Raw genomic sequence first — 23,328 nt, forward strand, 5'->3', positions numbered from 1 at the left:
CGCGGCGATCGGCGCCGCGGATCAGGCCTCCGCGGCGGCCGCGACGATCGGCAGGAACTTGGCCGCGGTCAAACTGGCGCCGCCGACCAGCGCGCCGTCGACGTCGGGCATCTCCATGATCGCGCGCGCATTGTCGCCGGTGACCGAGCCGCCGTAGAGGATGCGTACCCCGCTCGCCGCGTCGCCGATCAGCTTTCGCATCTTGGCGCGCGCGATCGCGTGGATCGCGGCGATGTCCTCCAGCGTCGGGGTCGCGCCGGTACCGATCGCCCAGCGCGGCTCATAGGCGAGCGTCAGCCAATCTCCCGCGGCATTCTCGGGGAGTGATTTCTCGATCTGCGCCTGCACCACGCGCTCGGCGCGCCCCGCGTCGCGTTCGGCGCCGGTCTCGCCGCAGCACAGGATCACCTGCAGGCGGTGACGATGCGCCGCCGCGGCCTTGGCCCAGGCGTCCTGGCTGGTCTCGTGCTGGTCATGGCGACGCTCGGAATGACCCACGATCGTGAAGCGCGCGCCCGCCTCGCGCACCATCGGCGCCGAGACGCAGCCGGTGTGCGCACCGCTGTCCGCCTCGTGGACGTCTTCGGCGCCGATCATCAGCCCGGGCACGCGTTCGCTCGCCGGCGCGATCAGCGTGAACGGGACCGCGACCATGACGTCGACCGAGGGACTCGCCGCCGCGGCCGCCGCGATCGCCTCCAGCTCGGTCAGCGACTCGCGGCTGCCGTTCATCTTCCAATTGCCCGCGACCAGCTTGCGACGCGTCATCCCCATCCCCTCTTCTCGTTTCGGTGCCGCGATAACCGGCCTGGCGGCTTGATGCCACCTCGGCTTGTCCCTAGGACGCGGCCTTCACTCTGTCGGTCCCCTGCTCGCTTATGCTCACCTTTTTCCGCGGCATCATCCATTCCAAGGTCGGCATGATCGTCACCTTCGGTGTCCTGATCGTGATCGCGCTCGCCTTCGCGGCGGGGGACGTGACCGGCCTGGCGAGCAGCACGGGGCTGGTCGGCCATCCGATCGCCAGCGTCGGTGGGCAGAGCGTCACCGCCGCGGACATCCGCCAACAGGCGCGCGACGAGCTCACCCAGGCACGGCAGGAGCAACCGACGCTCGACATGGCGCAGTTCGTCCAGCTCGGCGGGGTCGACGCGGTGATCAACCGCAACGTCAGCGCGCTCGCGCTCGAGACCTTCGGGCGCGACGAGGGCATGCGCGTCAGCCGGGCGCTGATCGGAAGCGAGCTCAAGGCGATCCCCGCCTTCGCCGGTGCGACCGGCCAGTTCGACCAGCAGGCCTATGAGCGGCTGATCGCGCAGCGCGGCTTCACCGACGCGCAGGTGCAGGCGCAGTTCGCGCGCCAGATCATGGTCCAGTTCCTCACCCAGCCGACGATCGGCGCGCATCAGGTGCCGCAGCAGGTCGCGCTCAACTACGCCTCCCTGCTGCTCGAGCGCCGCACCGGCCAGGTCGCGCTCGTGCCCGCGCTGCCGGCGACGACCCCGCCGAACGATGCCGAGGTGCAGCAATGGTATCAGCGCAACATCGCACGCTACACCACGCCCGAGCGGCGCGTGATCCGCTACGCCAGCGTCGGCCCCGCGCAGGTCGCCGCGCAAGTGAACCCGACCGACGCCGAGGTGCAGAAGGCCTATGCCGACGCCAAGGCGACCTATGCGCCCAAGCAGCTGCGTGACGTCACGTTGGTGACCGTGCTCGACGAGAAGGCCGCCGGCGCGCTCGCGGCCAAGGTCAAGGCGGGCACGCCGCTGCCCGCCGCGGCGCGCGCCGCCGGGCTCGAGGCGCGGACGATCACCGGCGTCGAGCAGAGCGCGCTGGCGGCGCAGACGTCGCCCGCGCTGGCGCAGGCGGTCGCGGCGGCGGCGAGCGGGGCGGTGGTCGGCCCGGTGCGCGGCGCGATCGGCTTCGTCGTGGCGCGCGTCGACAAGGTCACCGCGGATCCGGGCAAGACGCTGGCGCAGGCACGCGACGAGATCGTCGCCCAGCTGCGCGCGAGCAAGACCAAGGAAGCGATCGGCGCGATCCGCGACAAGGTGGACGATGCGCTCGGCGAGAACGCCAATATCGCCGAGGTGGTCGCCGACCAGAAGCTCGCCGCGCAGACGACTCCCGCGCTGCTCCAGGACGGCACCAATCCCGACCAGCCGCAGGCAGCGGCCGACCCCAAGCTGACCCCGGTGGTCGCCGCCGCCTTCGCCGCCGAGGAAGGCGACACGCCGACGACGGTGAACCTCGGCGAGGATGGCAGCTTCGCGGTGGTCGCGCTCGACCGGGTGATCCGCCCCACCCCGCTGCCGCTCACCGCCGCGCGCGCGCGGGTGGTCGCCGATCTCACCGCAGACCGTGCCGCCCAGGCCGCGCAACAGGCGGCCAACGCCTTGGTCGCCAAGGTGAAGGGCGGCGCGGCCCTGCCCGCGGCGCTCGCCGCCTCGGGCGTGAAGGCGCCGCCGGTCCAGCCGATCAGCGCGTCGCGCGGCGACATCACGGCCAATCGCGGTCAGGTGAACCCGGTGCTCGCGGCGCTGTTCAACATGCCGGCCGGCACCGCGCGCGCGATCCCCTCGCCCGATGGCAAGGGCTGGCTGGTGCTCAAGCTCGACCAGGTCGTGCGCGGCGATGCGAGCAAGCAACCGCCGCTGATCCAGGCGACCCGCGCGGATCTCGGCCGCGCGGTCGGTCCCGAATATGCCCAGCAATTCGCCAATGCCGTGGCCAAGGTGCAGGGCGCCAAGCGTCACGATGACGCGATCGCGCAGTTGAAGAAGGACCTGCTCGGTGGCGGGGGCCAATAGCGCCGAGGCGGCGCGCGGCGCGCTCGCGGCGGGTCGTCCCGCGCTGGTCTGGCGGCGCCGCATCGCCGATACCGAGACGCCGGTCGCCGCCGCGCTCAAGCTGATCGAACCGGGCCGCGGCGACTTCCTGCTCGAGTCGGTCGAGGGCGGCGCGGTCCGCGGGCGCTACAGCCTGATCGGCCTCGCCCCCGATCTCGTCCTCCGCGCGCGCGGCGACCGGGCGGAGATCAACCGCGACTGGTTGCGCGACCGCGCCGCTTTCGTCGCCAGCCCCGAGCCGACGCTCGCCGCGCTGCGCGCGCTGGTGGCGAGCATCCGCATGGACGTTCCCGCCGAGTTGCCGGGAGCGCTCGCCTGCCTGGTCGGCTATCTCGGCTATGAGACGATCGGCCTGGTCGAGAGGCTGCCCGCGGCGACGGGCGACGCGCTCGGCCTGCCCGACATGATGTTCGTCCGGCCGACGGTGATCCTGGTCTTCGATCGCCTCGCCGACGTGCTGTTCCTCGTCGCGCCGGTGTGGCCCGGCACCGAGGCGCCCGAGGCGGTGGTGGCGGCGGCCGAGGAACGGCTCGACCTGGTGGAAGCGCGGCTCGCCCAGGCGACCCTGCCACCGCCGCCCCGCATCGACGCCGCCGAGCTGTCGCTCGCCCCCGTGCTGCCGGAAGGACGCTATCGCGCGATGGTCGCGCGGGCGAAGGACTATATCGCCGCCGGCGACATCTTCCAGGTCGTGCTCGCCCAGCGCTTCTCGGCGCCCTTCCCGTTGCCGGCCTTCGAATTGTATCGGGCGCTGCGGCGGATCAATCCGTCGCCCTTTCTCTACCATCTCGATCTGCCCGGTTTCGCGCTGACCGGTTCCAGCCCCGAGATCCTCGTCCGCGCGCGCGACGGCGAGGTGACGATCCGGCCGATCGCCGGCACGCGCCCGCGCGGGCGCACCGCGGCCGAGGATGCGGCCAACCGCGACAGCCTGCTCGCGGATCCGAAGGAGCGTGCCGAGCATCTGATGCTGCTCGATCTCGGGCGCAACGACGTCGGGCGCGTGGCCGCACCGGGGACGGTGCAGGTCACCGACAGCTACGGCATCGAATTCTACAGCCACGTCATGCACATCGTATCGAACGTGGTGGGACGGCTCGATCCCCGCCACGACGCGATCGACGCGCTGTTCGCGGGCTTCCCGGCCGGCACGGTGAGCGGCGCCCCCAAGGTCCGCGCGTGTCAGATCATCGCCGAGCTGGAGAGCGAGCGACGCGGCGCCTATGCGGGCGGTGTCGGCTATTTCTCGCCCGACGGCTCGATGGACTCGTGCATCGTGCTGCGCACCGCGGTCGTCAAGGACGGTACGATCCACGTCCAGGCGGGTGCGGGGATCGTCGCCGACAGCGATGCCGACGCGGAACAGCGCGAGTGCGAGGCCAAGGCGGGCGCGCTGTTCGCCGCCGCCCGCGAGGCGCTGCGCGCCGCGAGCGAGCCGCGCTTCGGTCAGTGATCCGGACTGGCATCCCGCGCGCGGCGACGTCGCGGCGCGATCGTCAGCGGCCGCCCGGGATCATCGAGTCGTTCTTCTCCGCCGCGCGCTTCTCCGCCTTGAAGGCATTGTTGATCGCGAGCGCGCAGCCCGTCTGACCCGCGCTGCCGACCGGCGAGCAGCTGTCCGGCACCCCGCCGTTGACGCGGCTGGCGCGATCCGCGACCGCGACACGGTTGGTCCATGCCTGGTTCTTCGCCGCGGGCTCGGCGGTGTTGCGCAATTCCTTGGGGATGCGGAACTGCTCGTCGGGATTGATGCGGCTGCACACCACCACCTCGTCGCCCTGCGACGGCGGACAGGCTTCGTTGCCCTGCAGCGTGACGCTGCGCACGCGCTGCGGCGTGCGCCCGGCATCTCCCGCGCTCTGGGTCTGCGCCGCGGCGGCGAGCGGCAGCGTGATCCCGGCGGCAACCATCAGAACCGAACGCAGCATCGACTTTCTCCTCGCGCGACCAACGCAACATAGGCCCGGTGGCTCCACCCGCCACATGGCCCCGCTATGTCGAATGTTTGCGGGGCTGCAAGATTCCTTTCGTCGCGCGTGCTGCGGCGCGTGTTGCGGTGTGGCGCGCATCGGCTATGGCAGGCGCCATGATCCTGGTGGTCGACAATTACGACAGCTTCACCTGGAACCTGGTCCATTATGTCATGGAGCTGGGTGCCGAGGTGCGCGTGGTGCGCAACGACGAGCTGACCGCGGCCGAGGCGCTGGCGAGCGGCGCGCAGGCGATCCTGATCTCGCCAGGGCCCTGTACCCCCAATGAGGCGGGCATCAGCCTCGATTTGGTCGCGGCCTGCGCCGACGAGCGGCGCCCCTTGTTCGGCGTCTGCCTGGGGCACCAGGCGATCGGGCAGCATTTCGGCGGCCGCGTCGTCCGCGGCGGGCTGATGCATGGCAAGACCTGTCCGGTGGAGCATGACGGCACCGGCGTGTTCGAGGCATTGCCCTCGCCCTTCACCGCGACGCGTTATCACTCGCTGATCGTGACCGACGTGCCCGCATCGCTCGCGGTCAACGCCACCGCGGCCGACGCCTCGGTGATGGGGCTGCGCCACCGCGAGCTGCCGATCCACGGTGTCCAGTTCCACCCGGAGAGCATCGCCACCGAACATGGCCATGCGCTGATCGCCAACTTCCTGCGGCTCGCCGGGATCGCGCACGGCACCAGGGCGGCGGCGTGACGACGGTCGCCGCCCTGCCCGATCCCGCATCGCCCCTGTCGCGCGAGAGCGCGGCACAGGCGTTCGCGGACATCCTCGACGGCCATGCCAGCGAGGAGGCGATCGCCGGCTTCCTGCTCGACCTGTCGTTGCGCGGCGAGACGAGCATCGAGATCGCCGCCGCGGCGCGCGCGCTGCGCGACCGGCTGATCCCGATCAGCGCCCCCGCCGGCGCGATCGACGTCTGCGGCACCGGCGGTGACGGACAGCACACGCTCAACGTCTCCACCGCGGTCAGCCTGATCGTCGCGGCCTGCGGGGTGCCGGTCGCCAAGCACGGCAACCGTGCCGCCTCGTCCAAGGCGGGCGCGGCGGACACGCTCGAGGCGCTCGGGCTCGACATGGAACGCGCCGGGGCGCAGGCCGAGGCGACGCTCGCGGATCTCGGCATCTGCTTCCTCTTCGCGGGGAACCACCACCCCGCGATGCGCCGCATCACCCCGATCCGGCGGCGGCTCGGCCGGCGCACCATCTTCAATCTGATGGGGCCACTCGCCAACCCGGCGCACGTGACGCGCCAGTTGCTCGGCATCGCGCGCCCCGATTATGCCCCGATCTACGCCGAGGCGCTGGCGCAACTCGGCAGCGAAGCGGCGCTGGTGGTCGCGGGCGAAGAGGGGCTCGACGAGATCTCCGGCGCCGGGCCGACCCAGGTGGTGTCGATCGGCGCGGTGGCGCTGCCCGCCCGGATCGTGCCCGAGGACGCGGGCGTGGCGCGCCATCCGACGCTGGCGATCCGCGGCGGCGACCCGGCCTATAACGCGCTGGCGTTGCGCCGACTGCTCGGTGGTGAGCGCGGTGCGTATCGCGACGCGGTGCTCATCAACGCCGCCGCGGCGCTGGTGCTGGCGGGACGCGACGCCACGCTCGCCGACGGCGCCGCGCGCGCCGCCGAGGCGCTCGACCGCGGCGACGCGAACCTGCTTCTCGACCGCTGGATCGCCTACGCATGACCATCCTCGCCGATATCTGCGCCACCAAGCGCGACGAGGTGCGCGCGCGCCGCGCCGCCATCAGCGACGCCGACCTGCGCGCGCGCGCCGCCGCCCGGTCGGCACCGCGCGGCTTCGTCGCCGCGCTCGAGCGGACGGTGGCCGCGGGCCGACACGCTCTGATCGCCGAGATCAAGAAGGCCAGCCCTTCCAAGGGCCTCATCCGGCCCGACTTCGACCCCGCGGCACATGCGCGGGCCTATGCCGAGGCGGGCGCCGCCTGCCTCTCGGTGCTGACCGACGCGTCGTATTTCCAGGGCCATGAGGATTATCTCGTCGCGGCGCGCGCGGCCTGTGACCTCCCGGTGCTGCGCAAGGATTTCACCGTCGACCCGTGGCAGGCCGCCGAGGCGCGCAGCGTCGGGGCGGACGCGATCCTGCTGATCGTCGCCGCGCTGGACGACGGCGCGCTCGCCGAATGCGAGGCGGCGGCGATCGAGCAGGGGCTCGACGTGCTCGTGGAAGTGCATGACGCGGCCGAGCTCGACCGTGCGACCCGGCTGCGCTCGCGGCTCATCGGGGTCAACAATCGCGACCTGCGGACCTTCGAGGTCGACGTCCGGCGGACCGAGCAGCTCGCCGCGCGCGCGCCCGCCGGGACATTGCTGGTGGCGGAGAGCGGGCTGTCGACGCGCGACAACCTCGACGCGCTCGCCCGCCGCGGCGTGCATTGTTTCCTGATCGGCGAGGCACTCATGCGCCAGTCCGACGTCGCCGCCGCCACGCGCGCGCTGGTCGGCTGAGGTGGCCGGGCTCACGCATCTCGACGCCGCCGGGGCGGCGCACATGGTCGACGTCGGCGCCAAAGCGGTCACGCGGCGCGAGGCGGTGGCAGTCGGGCGGATCGACATGGCAGCCGCGGCGATCGACGCGATCCGCGCGGGCACGGCGACCAAGGGCGACGTGCTCGCGGTCGCGCGCGTCGCCGGGATCATGGCCGCGAAACGGACCAGCGATCTGATCCCGCTGTGCCATCCGCTGCCGCTCAGCCGCGTCGCGATCGACCTCGCCGTCGATGAGGCGGGGATCGCGGTCACCGCCACCGTCGCGACCGACGGCAAGACGGGGGTGGAGATGGAGGCGCTCTCCGCGGCATCGGTCGCGCTGCTCACCGTCTACGACATGGCCAAGGCCCTCGACAAAGCGATGGTGATCGGCGGCGTCCGCGTGATCGAGAAGCGCGGCGGTCGATCGGGAGACTGGCGCGCCTGATGTCGGGACTGCTGCCCGTCGCCGAGGCGCAGGCGCGCGTGCTCGCGCTGGGGACGCCGGTGCCATCGATCGAAGTACCGCTCGCCGAGGCGCTGGGACGCTGGGCCACTGCCCCCGTCATCGCGCGCCGGACCCAGCCCGCGCAGGCGGTGTCGGCGATGGACGGGTACGCGCTTCGCTTCGACGATCTGTCGCGTCCGCTCCGCGTCGTCGGGGAGAGCGCGGCGGGCGCGCCCTTCGGCGGTGCGATCGGTCCAGGCGACGCGGTGCGGATCTTCACCGGGGCGGTGATGCCCGAGGGCAGCGACACGGTGCTGGTGCAGGAAGAAGCGCGGCGTTCGGGCGATCACGTCGCGCTCGACGGCGACGGTCCCTCCTACCGCGGGCGCAACGTGCGCGCGCGCGGGCTCGACTTCAGCGAGGGTGACATCTTGGTCGCGCGTGGCGAGCGCTTCACCGCGGCCCGGCTGGCGGTGTCGGCGACGGGCGGTGTGGCGCACGTCGCAATCGCGCGGCCGGTCCGCGTCGCCGTGGCGGCGACGGGTGACGAACTCGCCGAGCCCGGCACATCCGGCGAGGCGTTGCCCGAGTCCAACCGCTTGCTGCTGCGCGCGCTGCTCGCCGGCACGGGCGCGGAGATCGTCGATATGGGCATTCTGCCCGATCGGCTCGACGTTCTCACCGCGGCCTTCGCCGCAGTCGAGGCCGACCTGCTCGTGACCACCGGCGGCGCGTCGGTCGGCGATCATGACCTGGTGCGGCCCGCGCTGGCGGCCGCGGGGGTCGCGCTCGACTTCTGGCGGATCGCGCTGCGTCCCGGCAAGCCGATGCTCGCGGGGCGGCGCGAAGCGATGGCGGTAGTGGGACTGCCCGGCAATCCCGTCTCCGCTTTCGTCACCGCGCTGCTGTTCGTCCGACCGCTGGTCGCGCATCTCGCTGGGGCGGCGGCACCCTTCCCGGCGACCACCGCCGCGATCCTCGGCGAGGACCTGCCCGCCAATGGCGAGCGGACCGACTATCTCCGCGCCGAGCTGCGCGACGGCCGCGTGCGCGCCTCGACGATCCAGGACAGTTCGATGCTGCGGACACTGGCGCGCTCCACCTGCCTGATCGTGCGGGCGCCGCACGCGCCCGCGGCGCGCGCGGGTGATGCGGCGGACATCCTCACCATCGCTTGACGCGCGCTCATGTGTTCCATAAAGGTTCCTAATCCGTTCGCGATTGGGGAGTGTGGACATGCTGACGCGCAAACAGCACGAGCTGATCTGCTTCATCGAGGATCGGCTCGCCGAGAGCGGCGTGTCGCCCTCGTTCGAGGAGATGAAGGACGCGCTGGAGCTGAAGAGCAAGTCGGGCGTCCATCGGCTGATCAGCGCGCTGGAGGAGCGCGGCTATCTTCGCCGTCTCCCCAACCGCGCGCGCGCGCTGGAGGTGCTCAAGGCGCCCGAGCGCGGCGAACCCAAGCGCGCGGCGGCGAGCACGCCCCGCCGCGCCCCGGCCGAGCCCGTCGTTCCCGCCAATGACGTGGTGGAGATCCCGCTGCACGGCCGCATCGCCGCCGGCGTGCCGATCGAGGCGTTCGAGGGCGCGACCACCCTCCCCGTTCCCGCGGCGCTGCTCGGCAGTGGCGAGCATTTCGCGCTGGAGGTCGCCGGCGATTCGATGGTCGACGCCGCGATCCTCGACGGCGATTATGCGCTGATCCGTCGACAGGATGTGGCGCGCGACGGCGAGATCGTGGTGGCGCTGATCGACGAGAGCGAGGCGACGCTCAAATATTTCCGCCGCGAGGGGGCGATGATCCGGCTCGATCCGGCCAACCGCTCGTACGATCCCCAGCGCTATGCGCCGACCCAGGTGCGCGTGCAGGGAAAACTGGCGGGGATCCTGCGCCGTTACGATTGACAGGCGAGGCCCGGAACTGCGCTCCACCATCGCTGGGTCATGGCCGCCGCGGATCGCCCGTTGCTCCTTCCAGCGGCGCGCTGTCCATCTGCCGAGATCGTCGGTGCGGGAGGGCGTGGCCATGCGACACGCCGGAAGAGGCCGACGTCGCCTCGGCCACCCGCGCCGCCGCGACCCAGGGGTGTTCATCGCCGCGCGTTCGCACCGTGATGACCCGCGAGGGCGCGAAGCTGATCGCCACCCCGCCGCTTTGCGCCAGCGCGGCACGGTCGAGCGTCAGCCAGCGCGCACGACAGCGCCGCGGAAGCCGGCGTTCGCTCACCACCACGTCGGCGCGCGCGCATAGCGACGCGAGCCGCTCGACCGGCACCGGGTAAGCGCTGCGCGTCGCGAGCACGATCCGCCATCGTCCGTCGACCCGCTGCTGCCACCAGCACAGATCGCGGTTGCAGCGCGCCTCGCGCGACTGGCTGAGCAGCCCCGGCACCCCGTCCAAGCCGCCGTTTTGGGCCAAGACGTCGCGAACATAGCCCCCGCTGCGATCACGCAGCAGCGCCAGCCCGCCGTCCCGCTGCCGTACCGCGAGATGGCGCCCGTCCCCCGTGACGAGCAGGTCCGGCGCGGGCGTCAGCGCGGTCCAACCCGCGCCGAGCAGCAACGGCGCGACGCCGAGATAGCGCCAGCGCGTCCGCCACAGGGCGAGCCAGATCCCGCCCCCCACCATCGTCGCGAAGGCGCCCAACGGCATCGCGGGAATGGCGCGCACCGCACCGGGCAGAGCGGCGACCGTCTGCGCGATCCACAGCAGCAGCGCGATCGCTTCCCCCGCCACCCACCAGGCCGGGCCGCCCCATCCCGCGGGGTCCAGCATCAGCGCGAGCGCGACCGCTGGCATGATCGCGAAGGTGGTCAGCGGGATCGCCACGATATTGGCAATCGCACCGTACACGCCGGCCTGGTGGAAGTAGAAGACCGCGATCGGCATCAGCGCCAGTTCGACCACGGCCCCGGTCACCAGCAGCGACGCCGCCTCGCGCGTCCATTTGCGCGGCCAGGGCTCGTCGCGCGCCATCAGCAGCGCGCGCACGCGCGGATGTTCGTGCAGCGCGACGATCGAGGCCACCGCGGCGAAGGAGAGCTGGAAGCTCGGCCCCACCACCGCCTCGGGCCAGGCGACCAGCACGACCAGCGCCCCCATGGCGACGAGGCGCAGCGTCAGCGCCTCGCGTCCCAGCGCCAGCGCGGCGATCACCATCAGCGCGGCGACGCAGCTGCGGATCGTCGGCACCTGCGAGCCGGTCAGCCAGGTATAGCCGATCGCCGCGGCGGCGCCCGCGGCCGCGGCGATCAGCGGCACCCGACCGCTCAGCGCGAGCCGTGGCCAGAGCGCGAGCAGCCGTCGCACCACGGCCATCACGATCCCGACCGTCGCGGTGATATGGAGGCCGCTCACCGACAGCAGATGCGCCAGCCCGGCCCGCCGCATCGCCAGCGAGTCGGCGTCGTCGATCGCGCCCATGTCACCGGTGACCAGCGCCGCCGCGATCCCGCCCGCGCTGCCGGCGAGTGCGGCGGTGACGTGCGCGGTCAATCGGTCGCGTACCCCGGCCTCGCCCGGACGCGCATCGTCGTGAACCGTGATCGGCTCGAACCCGCGACCGCTCGCCCCGACCTGCTCGAACCAGGCGGCGCGCGCGGCATCATAGGCGCCGGGTACCGCCGGAGGCGCCGGGGGCATCAGCCGCGCGCGCAGCGTGATCGCGGTCCCCGGCGCCAGCGTCGCGGGGACCGCGCGCTGGACCAGGCTCACGCGCACCCGGCGCGGCGCGGGGCGCGGCGGTCGTTCCCACCGCAGGCGGCCGAGCGTCACCCGGACCAGTCCGCGCGCGGGAAGCGGCTCCAGCTTCTCGATCGTGCCCGCCATCCGGACGATCGCGGGTCGACCGAGCACCGGCGCGGCGACGCGGCGCGCGCGCCACCACGCCAGCCCGGTTCCCGCCGCGACGGCGAGACCGAGCATCGCCGCGAACGCCGGGGCACGCCCGCCGCGTCCCACCGCCCCCGCTCCCGCGGCGACGCCGAGCGCGATCAATATCACCGCCAGCCACGCGCCCGGACCGGGCAGCGCGAACCACGCCGCCGCCCCTGCCCCAATCGCCACCGGCAGCCATAGAAATAATTGATCGCGCTCCGCTTCCAGCCAGCGTTCCAAAGCGTTGCCGGCCCGGCGTGGAATTTGATGCAGCGCGGAGGCTTTGCTAGGGGCGAACGCGGCCGATCGAGCCATTCGACCATCCAACCTGGGAGCAAGCGCGCTTGAGCGCCAACGAGATCAACAAGGGCGCGGTCGTCACGCGGTTCGCCCCATCACCAACGGGGTTCCTCCACCTGGGCGGCGCGCGGACCGCGCTGTTCAATCTTCTCTATGCGCGCCACCACGGCGGCACGTTCCGGTTGCGGATCGAGGATACCGATCGCGCGCGCTCGACCCAGCCCGCGATCGACGCGATCCTCGACGGCATGCGCTGGCTCGGGCTCGATTGGGACGGCGACGAAGTCTATCAGTTCGCCCGCGCCGACCGTCACGCCGACGTGGCACACCGGATGATCGCGGCGGGGCACGCCTATCGCTGCTATCTCACCGGCGAGGAGCTCGACGCGATGCGCGCCGCGGCGCAGGCGGCGAAGCAGCCGCTGCGCATCCGCTCGCCGTGGCGCGACCGCAGCGACTGGCCCGCCGACCGATCCTATGTCGTCCGGCTGCGCGCGCCGACCGAGGGCGAGACGACGATCCACGACCGCGTCCAGGGCGAGGTGACCGTCCAGAACGCCGAACTCGACGATCTCGTCCTGCTCCGCTCCGACGGCACGCCGACCTATATGCTGGCGGTGGTGGTCGACGACCATGACATGGGCGTCACGCACGTGATCCGCGGCGACGACCATCTCAACAACGCCTTCCGCCAGCTGCCGATCTATCGCGCGATGGACGCGATCGAGGGCGGCTGGCCGGACCCGGTCTATGCGCACATCCCGCTGATCCACGGCAGCGACGGCGCCAAGCTCTCCAAGCGCCACGGCGCCGTCGGCATCGAGGCCTATCGCGACGAGATGGGCATCCTGCCCGAGGCGCTCGACAATTACCTGCTGCGACTCGGTTGGGGGCACGGCGATGACGAGATCATCGCGCGCGCCGATGCGATCCGCTGGTTCGACCTCGACGCGGTGGGCAAGTCGCCGAGCCGGTTCGATCTGAAGAAGCTCGAGCATCTCAATGGCCATTATATCCGCGCCAGCGACGACTCGCGGCTCGCCGACCTGGTCGCCGCGAGGCTCGGCTTCGATCCCGACGATACGCGGCGTGCCACGCTCGCCGCCGCCATGCCCGCGCTGAAGCCGCGTGCGGCCAATCTCAACGAGCTGGCCGAGGGTACCGCGTTTCTCTTCGCAACCCGTCCGCTCGCGATCGACCCCGACGCGGCGGCGCTGCTGGCAGGCGATGCGCCCGCGCTGCTGGCGCGGCTGCACGTCGCGCTTGACGCAGTGCACAACTGGGATACGGAGACCACCGAAGCCGCGGTGCGCCAGGTGGCCGAGGAAGCGGACGTCAAGCTCGGCCAGGTCGCCCAGCCGCTTCGCGCCGCGCTTACCGGACGCAGGACCTCGCCCGGGATCTTCGACGTACTCGTCCTTCTAGGACGCGACGAGAGCCTCGCTCGGATCGCGGACCACAAAGCCTGACAGGAGACAATCCATGACCGAATCCGCCCAGTTCGCCTTGTCGGGCAAGGAACTCGAGTATCCGGTGTTGTCGGGATCGGTCGGCCCCGACGTGGTCGACATCCGCAAGCTCTACGCGCAGACCGGCGCCTTCACCTATGACCCGGGCTTCACCTCGACCGCGTCGTGCCAGTCCAAGCTGACCTATATCGACGGCGACGAGGGCGTGCTGCTCCACCGCGGCTATCCGATCGGCGAGCTGGCGGAGCAGTCGAGCTTCATGGAGGTGTGCTACCTCCTGCTCAACGGCGAGCTGCCGAATGGCGACGAGCTGGGGAATTTCTCTCGCACGATCACGCGCCACACCATGGTCCACGAGCAGCTCGCGCAATTCTTCCGCGGCTTCCGTCGTGACGCGCATCCGATGGCGATCATGTGCGGCGTGGTCGGCGCGTTGAGCGCTTTCTACCACGACTCGACCGACATCCACGATCCGCAGCAGCGCATGATCGCGTCGCACCGGCTGATCGCCAAGATGCCGACGATCGCGGCGATGGCCTATAAGTACAGCGTCGGCCAGCCCTTCCTCTACCCCGACAACTCGCTGAGCTACACGGGCAACTTCCTGCGCATGACGTTCGGCGTGCCGGCGGAGCCCTATGAGGTGAACCCGGCGGTCGAGCGCGCGATGGATCGGATCTTCATCCTCCACGCCGATCACGAGCAGAATGCCTCGACCTCGACGGTGCGGCTCGCCGGCTCGTCGGGCGCCAACCCGTTCGCCTGCATCGCCGCGGGCATCGCCTGCCTGTGGGGCCCGGCGCACGGCGGCGCCAACGAGGCGGCGCTCAACATGCTGCACGAGATCGGCACGCCCGAGCGCATCCCCGAGTTCATCGCGCGCGCCAAGGACAAGAACGATCCGTTCCGCCTGATGGGCTTCGGCCACCGCGTCTACAAGAACTACGACCCGCGCGCGACGGTGATGCAGAAGACGGTGCGCGAGGTGTTCGCGGCGCTCAACGTGCAGGACCCGCTGTTCGAGACCGCGCTGCGGCTCGAGGAGCTGGCGCTCAGCGACGATTATTTCGTCGAGAAGAAGCTGTTCCCCAACGTCGACTTCTACTCTGGCGTGATCCTCTCGGCGATCGGCTTCCCGACCAGCATGTTCACCGTGCTGTTCGCGCTGGCCCGCACCGTCGGCTGGGTGGCGCAGTGGAACGAGATGATCACCGATCCCGATCAGAAGATCGGCCGCCCGCGTCAGCTCTACACCGGACCGACGCAGCGCAGCTACGTGCCCCTGGCGCAGCGCTGAGCCGATGCGCGTCCGACCGATCCTGATCGTGCTCGGCGCCGCGATGGCGCTGATGGGCGTGCTCTGGATCGGTCAGGGGCTCGGCTATATCCACTGGCCGCGGTCGAGCTTCATGCTCGATCAGCGGGTTTGGGCCGATTATGGCAGCGCGCTCGCGATCGGCGGGCTGCTGCTGGTCCTGCTGGGCAGGCGGCTGCGTTAGCGGCTGATCCTTCTGAAGCCGCCCGTGCCCCCACGCACGCGGGAGCCAAGAGCGGCAGGCCAGCCACCGTGCCCGATATCGTCGCACAGCAACGCGCGCCCGCGCTGGCGGCGCTGTCGCTCCGCGCCGCCGCTTTGCCCGCCTTCCTCGCGCACCGGGGCTGAGCGACGCCCAAGTGAGGGGGCTCAGCCCCCGGCGGCGTCGCGGCCGTAGATGTCGTCGCGAAACGCCACGCGCGCCTTGCTCTCGGTCGCGGTGAGATAGGTGAGATAGACCGGCACCGGCACCTGAAGCGCCACCGCCTGCTCGGGCGTGCGTGTCGCGCTCGGCAGTGGCTTACCGGTCAGCCAGCGCGCCAGCGCCGGGGCATTTTCCAGCCGGATACAGCCGTTGCTGAGATGGCGATCTTCCTTGGCGAGGAGCGCGCGGTCGGGCGTGTCGTGGAGATAGATGCCCTCCTCGTTGGGGAACAGGAATTTGACCCGCCCCATCGAGTTGCCACGTCCCGGCAGTTCGCGCAGTCGGATCTCCTGCGCGCCCGACGCCACCGCGTGCCAGTCAATCGACTTCGCGGGCAAGGGCCGGGCTTGCGCGCTCCAGTCGCTCAGCGCTTCCATGCGCAGCGAGGCGAGCGACCGGCCTGCCAGCACCTTGGGCGCCACGCTCTTGCGCGCCAGATAGGTCGGGACATTCCAATACGGGTTGACGATCGCCCATTGCACCACACCGGCGAGCAACGGGGTCTGCGTCTCGCGCGCGCCCACCACCACCTTCATCGTCCCGGCCTGCTCGCCCGCCTCATAATACCAGAGCCGGCCCGACGACGCGTCGACGACGATATGCCGCGTCCACGGCCCCGGCAGCAGTCGCGCGCGCTCCAGGTTGCGCCGCAGGCGACGCTGCTGGTCGGGCGCGAGATCGCCGCGGCGCGCGCGCGCCATCAGCGCGCGGAGGCGGACATAATGCGGGCTCATCCACTCCATGCCCGTGACGTAGCGCGCGAACGAGCGTGGAAAGGTCGCCGCGCGCAGCACCGCTTCCGGCTTGGGACGCTTCGGCTTCAGCGAACGATCGGCCCAGATCATCCCGACGTCGCGCGGCCGGCGCTGGTCGCGAACGTAGCGGGTGAAGGCCTTGGAAAGCGCGATCTCCGCCTTGGCGGTGATCGCCGGATCGCCGGCACGTCGCGCCGCGGCGACCTCGTCACGCAGCGCGTCCGCACCGTAATGCGAGCTCAATCCATCGAGTGCCGAATCGTCGAGCGCCGCGATCAAGGCGTCGGCCGCGGGGCCGAGGCGACCATCCTCAGCCCAGAGCGGACGATAGCCGCGCGCCGCATAGACGCGCCCCATCCACCCCCCGACACGGTCGCGCAGCGCCGCGGCGACCGCGCGCTCCGCGGTATCGCCCGAGGCCGCGCGCGTCGTGCCCTGGGCGTGTACGGGCGCTGCCGGTACCGCGAGCAGCAGCGCGATGCACAACAGCCAGCGGCGGGCGGCGCGGCCCGGCCGCGCCCCCCGCGCGCCGGTGATCAGCCGCGTTCTCCGCGACGGGTCGGCGCGGGCGGCGGCGGGGGCGGCGCCGGCGGTGCGTAAGGATGGTAGATGCCGTCGGACGTGTAATAGCCGTCGACGATGCCGTCGCCGTCGCGATCCGCCGCGCTGCTGCCCGCGACCGCTCCGGGCGGCGGGGGCGGCGGTAGCGGGGTCACGTCCTTCTTCGCGCAGGCGGTGAGCATCGCCATGCCGCACCCCGCGATCAAGACCGAACGAACACGCATCATTTTCTCCCTTTACCCAGCCGGCACCGCCTGACGCGATGCTGGCATGCGCTTGTCATGCCAGCACGCCACGGCACCGTCACGCGGTCATTAACCAAGCGACGGGAGGAGCGACAGGCGGGTCGGAGCGGCGATCTGGGCATGTCCCGCCGTGGGACGGGCGCTGGTAGGGAGACGACGGCGGCCGTGTCGCGCCTCACGCGCGCGCGTTCATCCCCACCGCCGCGGGCTGGCCCGCAGCGGATCGGGATCGTTCAGGCCAAGGGGGGCTGGCCGACCGCGGCACCCCGTCGCCCGCCGACCCGCCGCGGAAGGATCAGAACGGGAAGACCGCGTCGAACACTTGCTGTCCCCAGCGCGGCTGCTGGACGTCGGTGAGCTGCCCGCGGCCGCCATAGCTGATGCGCGCGTCGGCGATCTGGCTGCTGAGGATGCTGTTGTCGCGCGCGATATCCTGCGGCCGCACGATCCCGGTGACGAGCAGCTGGCGCAGCTCGAAATTGACGCGCACTTCCTGATGCCCGCGGATCATCAGATTGCCGTTGGGCAAGACCCCGACCACCGTGGCCGCCACCACCGTGTTGATCTGCTCGCTGCGCGACGTATTGCCCGAACCCGTGCTGCCCGACGCATTCTTGGTGTTGACCAGCGTCGCCGGATCGGCCCCCGACGGCAGCACCTTCCTGATCGTATTCTCCAGCCCGAGCAGGTTCGGCAGGCCGACGCTCTCGCTGCCGCTGCGCGCGCGACTCGACTTGTTGTCGAGGGAGGCGCTGTCGGCGATGCTGATGCGCACGGTGAGGATGTCCCCCACCTGCGCGGCGCGCTGGCCGTGGAAGAAGGCGCCCGCGCCGGTGCGGAACAGCGAGGCGCTCGCCCCCGGCTCGGCGATCGCGGCGGGGTCGCGCCCGGCGCGCGCCTGATCGCCGAGCGACGGGGTCACCGTCGGCGCCACCGGCGTCTCGGCGGGCTCGATCCGCGGCGGCTTGCCCACCGCCTTGAGCCGCCCGACCGCGCCGCAGCCAGCCAGCAGCGGCAGCGTCGTCGCGATCAGCAGCATGCTGCGACGGGGTAACAGTCTCATCAAACGTTCCTCATCCTAACTCGAGACCAGCACCCGCCCCGGTGCCTCGACCCGCCCCGAGAGCGTGCGACGCGTCGAGTCGCTCAGCACGCGGACGGTCTCACCGAGCCCGCCCGCGTTGAGCGCCTGCCCCGACGTGCTGATCGTCAAGGCGCCGTCACGCAGCACGATCGTCACCGGCTCGCCGCGCCGGATCACCTGCGGCGCGCGCAGATCGCCCTCGCGCACGACCGCCCCGGCGGGGAGCCGGCGCGCCGCGGCACGGCCGACGATGTTGGGCGCCGACAAGGCACCGCGCATCGGCGGTTGGTCCCCCGCGGTCCAGTCGCGCAGGTCCTCGGCCGCGACGATCGCCCCCGCGACCACCGGTCGCGCGAGCACCGTCACCTCGACGGGACGCTCCAGCCGGGAAACCGGCTCCCGCCCGGTCGGCGCGGCGCCGCCCGCCGAGCCGATGACCAGCAGCGCGCCGACGAGCAGCGCGTTTGCCGCCTCACGTCGGCGCGTCACCGGAGCTGGGTCGTGGTGGCGAGCATCTCGTCGGCGGTCTTCACGATCCGGCTGTTCATCTCATAGGCGCGCTGCGCGGTGATCAGCGCGGTGATCTCGGCGACCGGGTTGACGTTCGACGATTCGAGATAGCCCTGTTTGAGCAGGCCGAACCCGGTCTGCCCCGGATTGGAGACGGTGGGCTGCCCCGAGGCCTCGGTCTCCTTGAACAGGTTCGCGCCGATCGCCTCCAGCCCCGTCTCGTTGACGAAGGTCGCGAGATCGAGCTGGCCGACGTCCTGCAATTGCGTCTGCTCCGCCATCTTGACCTGAACGAGCCCGGTCGGGCTGATCGCGATCTCGGTCGCGCCGTTCGGGATCGCCATGTCGGGTTGAACGCGATAGCCGTCGGTGGTCACCACCTCGCCCTGGTCGGACAGTTTGAACGTACCCGCACGCGTATAAGCGATCTCGCCGTTAGGCAGCGCGATGCGGAAATAACCCTGGCCCTCGATGGCGACGTCGAGCTTGTTCTTGGACTCGCTCAGCGGCCCCTGCTCCAGCACGCGATAGACGCCCGCGGTGCGCACACCGCTGCCCAGCTGGATCCCGGCGGGGACGCGCGTGCCGTCGGCGCTGGTGACGGCGCCGGGGCGGCTCACCTGCTCGTAGAGCAGGTCCTCGAACTCGGGGCGTTGCCGCTTGAACGCCGTGGTGTTCATGTTCGCGATATTGTTGGCGATGACGTCGACGTTGGTCTGCTGGGCGAGCATCCCGCTCGCGCCGATGGACAGAGAGCGCATATCGTTGTTCCTGTCGTGGAAGGAGAAAGGGTCAGTCGGGTTTGGCGAGGCGCGCGATCGCCATCTTGCGCAGCGCATCCACGCCCGCGGCGGCCTCGCTGGTGCGCTGATAGGCGCGCAGCACCTCGATCATGTTGGTGGTCTCGACGATCGGCTGAACATTCGATCCCTCGACACCGCCGCTGTGCAGCCGCGTCTCGGCGGCGCCGAGCTGCCGGCCGCCGGCGCCGTTGAGCAATCCATCGCCGCGTTCGGACACGCGCAACTCGTCGAACTGGGTCACCGCGAGGCGCGCGATCGCGCCCGAGGTGGTCGAGACGGTGCCGTCCTCCGCGATGTGCAGGCTCGCCTGCTCCTCGGACGGCACCGCGATGTGGCGCCCGTTCTCGTCGAGCAGCGGCGCGCCCGAGGGCGTGCCCAGCTCGCCGTTCGGCAGCAGCGTGACGAAGCCGGCCCGGGTGTAAGCAGTCGCGCCCGCGGCATCCTCGACCGACAGATAACCCGGTCCTTCGATCATCACGTCGAGCGGGTTGCCGGTGGGCTGGAAGGCACCCGGGCGGGCATCGTGGACCGCACCGAAATCGAGCACGAAGGATAGCCGCTTGGCATCCTCGATCTGGGCGCGCTGCACGCGCTCCACCTGCTCGCGGAACAAGGCCTGCTCGCGCTTGTACCCGACCGTCGAACTATTCGCCATGTTGTTGGCGGTGACATCCAATTGTCGTCGCAATGCGGCCTGGTGGCTGAGCAGCACGTAGGTCGAAACGTCGGTACCCATTCCTGTCTCTCGCTCGCCTGTCGTTACGCTGCGGGCTGCCGGGTCGCTGGACCGGCACGCACCGAAATCTGTCGTGCGCCGGCAACTGCCCGATCCTCGCCCCTATAATAGGACCAACCGGGCCGGGTGGTGGGGCGCTGCCCGAAATTCGGCGACAAGCATGAGGTATGACGTGGCAGAACGAGCCGACGTGTTGAAATTCGATCGCGGTCGCCGCGCGCCGGTGTCACCGCCGGCGACCGAGAGCCGACGCACCGCACTGGTCGCGACCGGGGTGGTGCTCGGGCTCCTGCTGCTGCTCACCGGCGTGCTCTGGATGGCCGATGCCTGGCCGTTCGGCAGCGACGCCGCCGCGGTGGGCGAGGGGGAGATCAACGCGGCGCGCTACGTCGACGTCCCGCCGATGGTGGTGACGCTACGCAGCGCGGACGGGCGACAGCATTTCCTGAAGCTGCACTTCGTCATCGTCGCCGCCAACAGCGGTCAGGTGGCGCGCATCAACGCGTCCATGCCGTTGATCCTGGACACGCTGCAATCCTTCCTGCGCGAGCTGCGGCCCGAGGATCTGAACGGCTCGGCCGCGGTGTTCCGCGTCAAGGAAGAGATCCTCGTCCGGTTGCGCGACGTGCTGGGGCGTGACCGCGTCAACGAGGTGCTGGTGCAGGACCTGATCGAACAATGAGCGGCGGCAAGGAACCCCGGCCGGCCGGCAGCCCCGCCCCGCTCCGTCCCGAGAACGCCGCTACCGCCCCGCGTGAGCGAGGCGCTGGCCAAGGCGCGAGTGCGGGGGCGGCGTCTCCCCCGACCGCGCGACCGGCACCAGGCCAACGGCCCGCGGCGACGCCGCCCGCGCGTTCCGCGCCGCTCCCGCCGACACGGGATCCTGCAGCCAGCGCCGACAAGACCTCGCCGGCCGCAGACGCGCAGGCGCCGACGACACCCGCCGCGCCTCCGGCGCCGCCCGCGGACGCCGCGAGCGCGCCATCAGCGCTCGTGACGGAGCCGGTCAGCGACGCGGGCGGGGCAGCCGACGCGGTGACCCGCGACGGGGACGATCTCGCGAACGAAACGTTCGACCAGGCGAGCATCGACGCCTTATTCGGGATCGAGAGCGCTCCGCGTCCCGCCAGGCGCACGGGCCTGCGCGCGCTGATCGAAGCGGATGTCGCGCATCACGAACGCCTGCCGATGCTCGAGATCGTGTGCGAGCGCATGGTGCGTACCTTCGGCACGAGCATGCGCAACCTCACCTCGGACTCGCTCGACGTGCATACCGAGCAGGTGCGCACCAGTCGGTTCGCCGACTTCATGAACCATCTGCCGCTGCCCGCGATGATCGGCGTCTTTCGCGCGAAGCAATGGGGCAATTACGGTCTGATGACCGTGGATTCGTCGCTCGTCTATGCGGTGGTCGACTCGCTGCTCGGCGGGCGCCGCGTGACGCAGCAGTTGCGCATCGACGGCCGCGCCTTCACCGCGATCGAGACCCATCTGGTCGGCCGGATGATCCAGCAGACGCTCGACGATTTCGCTTATTCCTTCGCCGCGATCGAACCGGTCGACTTCCAGCTCGAGCGCGTCGAGGTGACGCCGCGCTTCGCCGCGATCGCGGCGCCCACCAACCTCACCGCGGTGGCCAGCTTCCGTATCGACATGGAAGGGCGCGGCGGTCGCTTCAACCTGGTGCTGCCCTTCGCCACGCTCGAGCCGGTCCGCGAGAAGCTGCTCCAGCGCTTCGTCGGCGAGAAGCTCGGCCGCGACACGATGTGGGAGGCGCATATGGCCGACCAGCTGCTCCGCACCGAGGTGCAGGTGGAGGCGGTGCTGGGCGAGAAGGAGATGCGCGTCGACGAGTATCTCGCGCTGGCCGCGGGACGGACGATCAGCCTCGATCGCGCCCCCGACAGCGACGTGGTGCTCGAATGCGGCGGCGTCCCGCTCGCCGCCGGGCGGATCGGTACGCACAGCGCGCTCGCCGCGGTGCAGCTCTCCACCGCGGTCCGCGAGGTGGCACGATGATCGACGCCTTCCTGGTGACCAACATCGTCACCTCGCTGCTGTGCGCGGGCGTGCTGGTGCAGACCGTGCGACTCTCGCGCGCGGTGCGCACCCTGCGGCAGTCGGGACTGGTCGACGTGGTGCAGACGCTGGAAGCGGCGACCGCCGCGTCGCAGCAGGCATTGTCTGCCTTGGGAACGGTGCTGGCGACCGACGGGCCGACACTCGACGCGGCGGTGCGTGACGGTCGCGCGGTCCGCGACCAGCTACACGCGCTGCGCGACGAGCTGTCGCTGATGATCGACATCGGCAATGGAGTCGCCGACCGCATCCTCGCCGCGGCCGACACCGGCAAGGCCGCACGACACCCCGCCGACGCGGCGGTGCCGTTGAACGGAGCGACGGCGCCTGACCGGCAGCCGTCGCCTGCACCGGCCGAGAGCGGGGCCGAGGGTGACGCGCCACCGAAGCGCGCGACCGCCCGTCTGAAGGACAACGACGAGGCAGCGGCGCACGACACGTCCGGCGGCGAGCCGCCTGCCGCGAGCGCGGCCAACGGTGCGGCGACGGATGTGGCGCTCGTCGAGGGGACAGGATCGTGAAGGATCGCGGCGGTATGACGATGGATGCCGGATCGAAGCCGGGGAGCGTGGCGCCTATCGCAGAACTGAAGCCGGGCGGGCGCGGCTGGCGGTCGCGGCTGCTGCGTCCCTCGCTGCTGACGCTGACCGCGGGCGCCGCGGCGGCGTCGACGATCGCCCACGCGCTCGCCGGCGTCTCCGGCGGGGAAGCGGCGACCGACAATCGCTTCGGCAATCAGATCGCGCAGAGCATCAGCGAGCGCGATCAGGCGCTCGCGCGCCGGACCCAGGCGGCGGAGCTGCGCGAGCAGAGCGCGCTCGCGCTCGAACAGCGCGTTCAGGCACAGTTGAACGCGCGTCGGTCCGGCGGGGCCAGCGCCGGCAACGCGGGCAGTGATGCGAGCGCGACCCCGGTCGACGATCTCGCGCATGTCTATCAGGCGATGAAACCCAATCGCGCCGCGCCGGTGTTCGCCGCACTCGACATCGATCTTCAGGCGCAGGTCGCGCGGCGGATGCGCGGGCGATCGCTGGCGATGATGATGGGCGCCATGTCGCCCGCCGCGGCGATGCGGCTCAGCACCGCGCTGGCGGGGCGCGCGCCGCCCGATCTGCCGCTGGCGCAGCAGCGCGTCGCCACGGCGGCCGGGATCGCACCGGTCGCGGCCGCACCGGCGCCCCGCCCCCGCCCCACCCATCCCGCGACGCCGCCGACCGACCCGCGTCCCACCACCGTGACGCTTCGGCCGCAGGTCGCCGCCCCGCGAGTCACGCGGCCGGCGCCGGCCTCAGGCGATGCGGCCGGTGGCTTCGCGTCACGACAGGATGGGCCGGTCACAGCGGCCTCGCCGCGGCCGCCCGCCTGAGCGGCCGCTCGGCCGGGCGGCCGGTCGGCGCG

The 23,328-nt window shown here is 71.4% G+C and carries 24 protein-coding genes; 15 read left to right on the forward strand and 9 right to left on the reverse strand.

All coding sequences use genetic code 11. From position 1 onward, the window contains the following. Positions 1 to 21 precede the first annotated feature (21 nt). Positions 22 to 768, reverse strand: a complete 747-nt coding sequence (gene tpiA, locus EV292_RS05040) for a triose-phosphate isomerase (RefSeq protein ID WP_132908019.1) — start codon at positions 766 to 768, stop codon at positions 22 to 24. Between the two features lie 110 nt (positions 769 to 878). Here tpiA and EV292_RS05045 point away from each other — a divergent pair, with 110 nt between their 5' ends. Both EV292_RS05045 and EV292_RS05050 read left to right on the forward strand, forming a co-directional pair. Further along, on the forward strand, positions 879 to 2,813 hold the full coding sequence (locus tag EV292_RS05045; RefSeq protein WP_132908020.1) for a peptidylprolyl isomerase: 1,935 nt from the start codon (positions 879 to 881) through the stop codon (positions 2,811 to 2,813). Next, on the forward strand, positions 2,797 to 4,305 hold the full coding sequence (locus EV292_RS05050) for a chorismate-binding protein (protein WP_132908021.1): 1,509 nt from the start codon (positions 2,797 to 2,799) through the stop codon (positions 4,303 to 4,305). Before EV292_RS05045 ends, EV292_RS05050 begins: the two co-directional genes overlap by 17 nt. 43 nt (positions 4,306 to 4,348) lie before the next feature. On the opposite strand, the gene EV292_RS05055 is transcribed toward EV292_RS05050, so the two are convergent. After that, the gene (locus EV292_RS05055) at positions 4,349 to 4,780 is read right to left on the reverse strand and encodes a hypothetical protein (RefSeq protein ID WP_132908022.1); all 432 of its coding nucleotides are present in this window, start codon (positions 4,778 to 4,780) and stop codon (positions 4,349 to 4,351) included. Positions 4,781 to 4,938: 158 nt separating this feature from the next. Between EV292_RS05055 and EV292_RS05060 the strand changes: the two genes are divergently transcribed. From EV292_RS05060 to lexA, 6 genes are read left to right on the forward strand one after another with little or no spacing between them, the layout of a single operon-like run. Further along, on the forward strand, positions 4,939 to 5,529 hold the full coding sequence (locus EV292_RS05060; protein ID WP_132908023.1) for an aminodeoxychorismate/anthranilate synthase component II: 591 nt from the start codon (positions 4,939 to 4,941) through the stop codon (positions 5,527 to 5,529). Next, the gene (trpD, locus tag EV292_RS05065) at positions 5,526 to 6,521 is read left to right on the forward strand and encodes an anthranilate phosphoribosyltransferase (RefSeq protein WP_132908024.1); all 996 of its coding nucleotides are present in this window, start codon (positions 5,526 to 5,528) and stop codon (positions 6,519 to 6,521) included. The genes EV292_RS05060 and trpD overlap by 4 nt, the downstream gene beginning before the upstream one ends. Next, complete coding sequence (gene trpC, locus EV292_RS05070; RefSeq protein WP_132908025.1) at positions 6,518 to 7,303, forward strand: indole-3-glycerol phosphate synthase TrpC; 786 nt, start codon at positions 6,518 to 6,520, stop codon at positions 7,301 to 7,303. The genes trpD and trpC overlap by 4 nt, the downstream gene beginning before the upstream one ends. A 1-nt stretch (position 7,304) precedes the next feature. Continuing rightward, positions 7,305 to 7,772 (forward strand): cyclic pyranopterin monophosphate synthase MoaC, encoded by a 468-nt coding sequence (moaC, locus tag EV292_RS05075; protein ID WP_132908026.1) that lies wholly within the window; start codon positions 7,305 to 7,307, stop codon positions 7,770 to 7,772. Next, complete coding sequence (locus EV292_RS05080) at positions 7,772 to 8,950, forward strand: molybdopterin molybdotransferase MoeA (protein ID WP_132908027.1); 1,179 nt, start codon at positions 7,772 to 7,774, stop codon at positions 8,948 to 8,950. Before moaC ends, EV292_RS05080 begins: the two co-directional genes overlap by 1 nt. A 58-nt stretch (positions 8,951 to 9,008) precedes the next feature. Beyond that, a complete protein-coding gene (gene lexA / locus EV292_RS05085) occupies positions 9,009 to 9,677 on the forward strand; it encodes a transcriptional repressor LexA (protein ID WP_132908028.1) in 669 nt (222 codons plus the stop codon). Positions 9,678 to 9,714: 37 nt separating this feature from the next. On the opposite strand, the gene EV292_RS05090 is transcribed toward lexA, so the two are convergent. Continuing rightward, positions 9,715 to 11,838, reverse strand: a complete 2,124-nt coding sequence (locus EV292_RS05090; RefSeq protein ID WP_347812573.1) for a ComEC/Rec2 family competence protein — start codon at positions 11,836 to 11,838, stop codon at positions 9,715 to 9,717. Between the two features lie 155 nt (positions 11,839 to 11,993). On the opposite strand from EV292_RS05090, the gene gltX reads away from it, so the two are divergent. From gltX to EV292_RS05105, 3 genes are read left to right on the forward strand one after another with little or no spacing between them, the layout of a single operon-like run. Then, complete coding sequence (gene gltX, locus EV292_RS05095; protein ID WP_207913338.1) at positions 11,994 to 13,418, forward strand: glutamate--tRNA ligase; 1,425 nt, start codon at positions 11,994 to 11,996, stop codon at positions 13,416 to 13,418. Between the two features lie 13 nt (positions 13,419 to 13,431). Then, positions 13,432 to 14,715: a citrate synthase gene (locus tag EV292_RS05100; protein ID WP_132908030.1), complete on the forward strand. Its 1,284-nt coding sequence runs from the start codon at positions 13,432 to 13,434 to the stop codon at positions 14,713 to 14,715. A gap of 4 nt (positions 14,716 to 14,719) precedes the next feature. Then, complete coding sequence (locus EV292_RS05105; RefSeq protein WP_132908031.1) at positions 14,720 to 14,917, forward strand: hypothetical protein; 198 nt, start codon at positions 14,720 to 14,722, stop codon at positions 14,915 to 14,917. A gap of 185 nt (positions 14,918 to 15,102) precedes the next feature. Here EV292_RS05105 and EV292_RS05110 read toward each other — a convergent pair whose 3' ends face one another. From EV292_RS05110 to EV292_RS05135, 6 genes are all read right to left on the reverse strand, one after another. Next, positions 15,103 to 16,398 (reverse strand): L,D-transpeptidase family protein, encoded by a 1,296-nt coding sequence (locus tag EV292_RS05110; protein WP_243693602.1) that lies wholly within the window; start codon positions 16,396 to 16,398, stop codon positions 15,103 to 15,105. A gap of 50 nt (positions 16,399 to 16,448) precedes the next feature. Further along, the gene (locus tag EV292_RS05115; RefSeq protein WP_132908032.1) at positions 16,449 to 16,697 is read right to left on the reverse strand and encodes a hypothetical protein; all 249 of its coding nucleotides are present in this window, start codon (positions 16,695 to 16,697) and stop codon (positions 16,449 to 16,451) included. A 316-nt stretch (positions 16,698 to 17,013) separates the two neighbouring features. Further along, positions 17,014 to 17,781, reverse strand: a complete 768-nt coding sequence (gene flgH, locus EV292_RS05120; RefSeq protein ID WP_243693603.1) for a flagellar basal body L-ring protein FlgH — start codon at positions 17,779 to 17,781, stop codon at positions 17,014 to 17,016. A gap of 15 nt (positions 17,782 to 17,796) precedes the next feature. Continuing rightward, positions 17,797 to 18,291: a flagellar basal body P-ring formation chaperone FlgA gene (flgA, locus tag EV292_RS05125; protein WP_132908033.1), complete on the reverse strand. Its 495-nt coding sequence runs from the start codon at positions 18,289 to 18,291 to the stop codon at positions 17,797 to 17,799. Next, complete coding sequence (gene flgG, locus EV292_RS05130) at positions 18,288 to 19,073, reverse strand: flagellar basal-body rod protein FlgG (RefSeq protein WP_132908034.1); 786 nt, start codon at positions 19,071 to 19,073, stop codon at positions 18,288 to 18,290. The genes flgA and flgG overlap by 4 nt, the downstream gene beginning before the upstream one ends. Before the next feature lie 31 nt (positions 19,074 to 19,104). Beyond that, the gene (locus tag EV292_RS05135; protein ID WP_132908035.1) at positions 19,105 to 19,851 is read right to left on the reverse strand and encodes a flagellar hook-basal body complex protein; all 747 of its coding nucleotides are present in this window, start codon (positions 19,849 to 19,851) and stop codon (positions 19,105 to 19,107) included. A 190-nt stretch (positions 19,852 to 20,041) separates the two neighbouring features. On the opposite strand from EV292_RS05135, the gene EV292_RS05140 reads away from it, so the two are divergent. The 4 genes from EV292_RS05140 to EV292_RS05155 all read left to right on the forward strand — a co-directional run bounded on the left by EV292_RS05140 (position 20,042) and on the right by EV292_RS05155 (position 23,296). Continuing rightward, positions 20,042 to 20,533: a flagellar basal body-associated FliL family protein gene (locus tag EV292_RS05140; protein ID WP_243693604.1), complete on the forward strand. Its 492-nt coding sequence runs from the start codon at positions 20,042 to 20,044 to the stop codon at positions 20,531 to 20,533. Positions 20,534 to 20,844: 311 nt separating this feature from the next. Continuing rightward, the gene (gene fliM, locus EV292_RS05145; RefSeq protein ID WP_243693605.1) at positions 20,845 to 21,870 is read left to right on the forward strand and encodes a flagellar motor switch protein FliM; all 1,026 of its coding nucleotides are present in this window, start codon (positions 20,845 to 20,847) and stop codon (positions 21,868 to 21,870) included. Next, positions 21,867 to 22,451: a hypothetical protein gene (locus EV292_RS05150; RefSeq protein ID WP_132908038.1), complete on the forward strand. Its 585-nt coding sequence runs from the start codon at positions 21,867 to 21,869 to the stop codon at positions 22,449 to 22,451. The genes fliM and EV292_RS05150 overlap by 4 nt, the downstream gene beginning before the upstream one ends. A 47-nt stretch (positions 22,452 to 22,498) precedes the next feature. Next, positions 22,499 to 23,296, forward strand: a complete 798-nt coding sequence (locus EV292_RS05155; RefSeq protein ID WP_165927015.1) for a magnesium transporter — start codon at positions 22,499 to 22,501, stop codon at positions 23,294 to 23,296. The last annotated feature ends 32 nt before the right edge of the window (positions 23,297 to 23,328 follow it).

The organism is Sphingomonas sp. BK235 (assembly GCF_004345855.1).
Taxonomy (GTDB): domain Bacteria; phylum Pseudomonadota; class Alphaproteobacteria; order Sphingomonadales; family Sphingomonadaceae; genus Sphingomonas.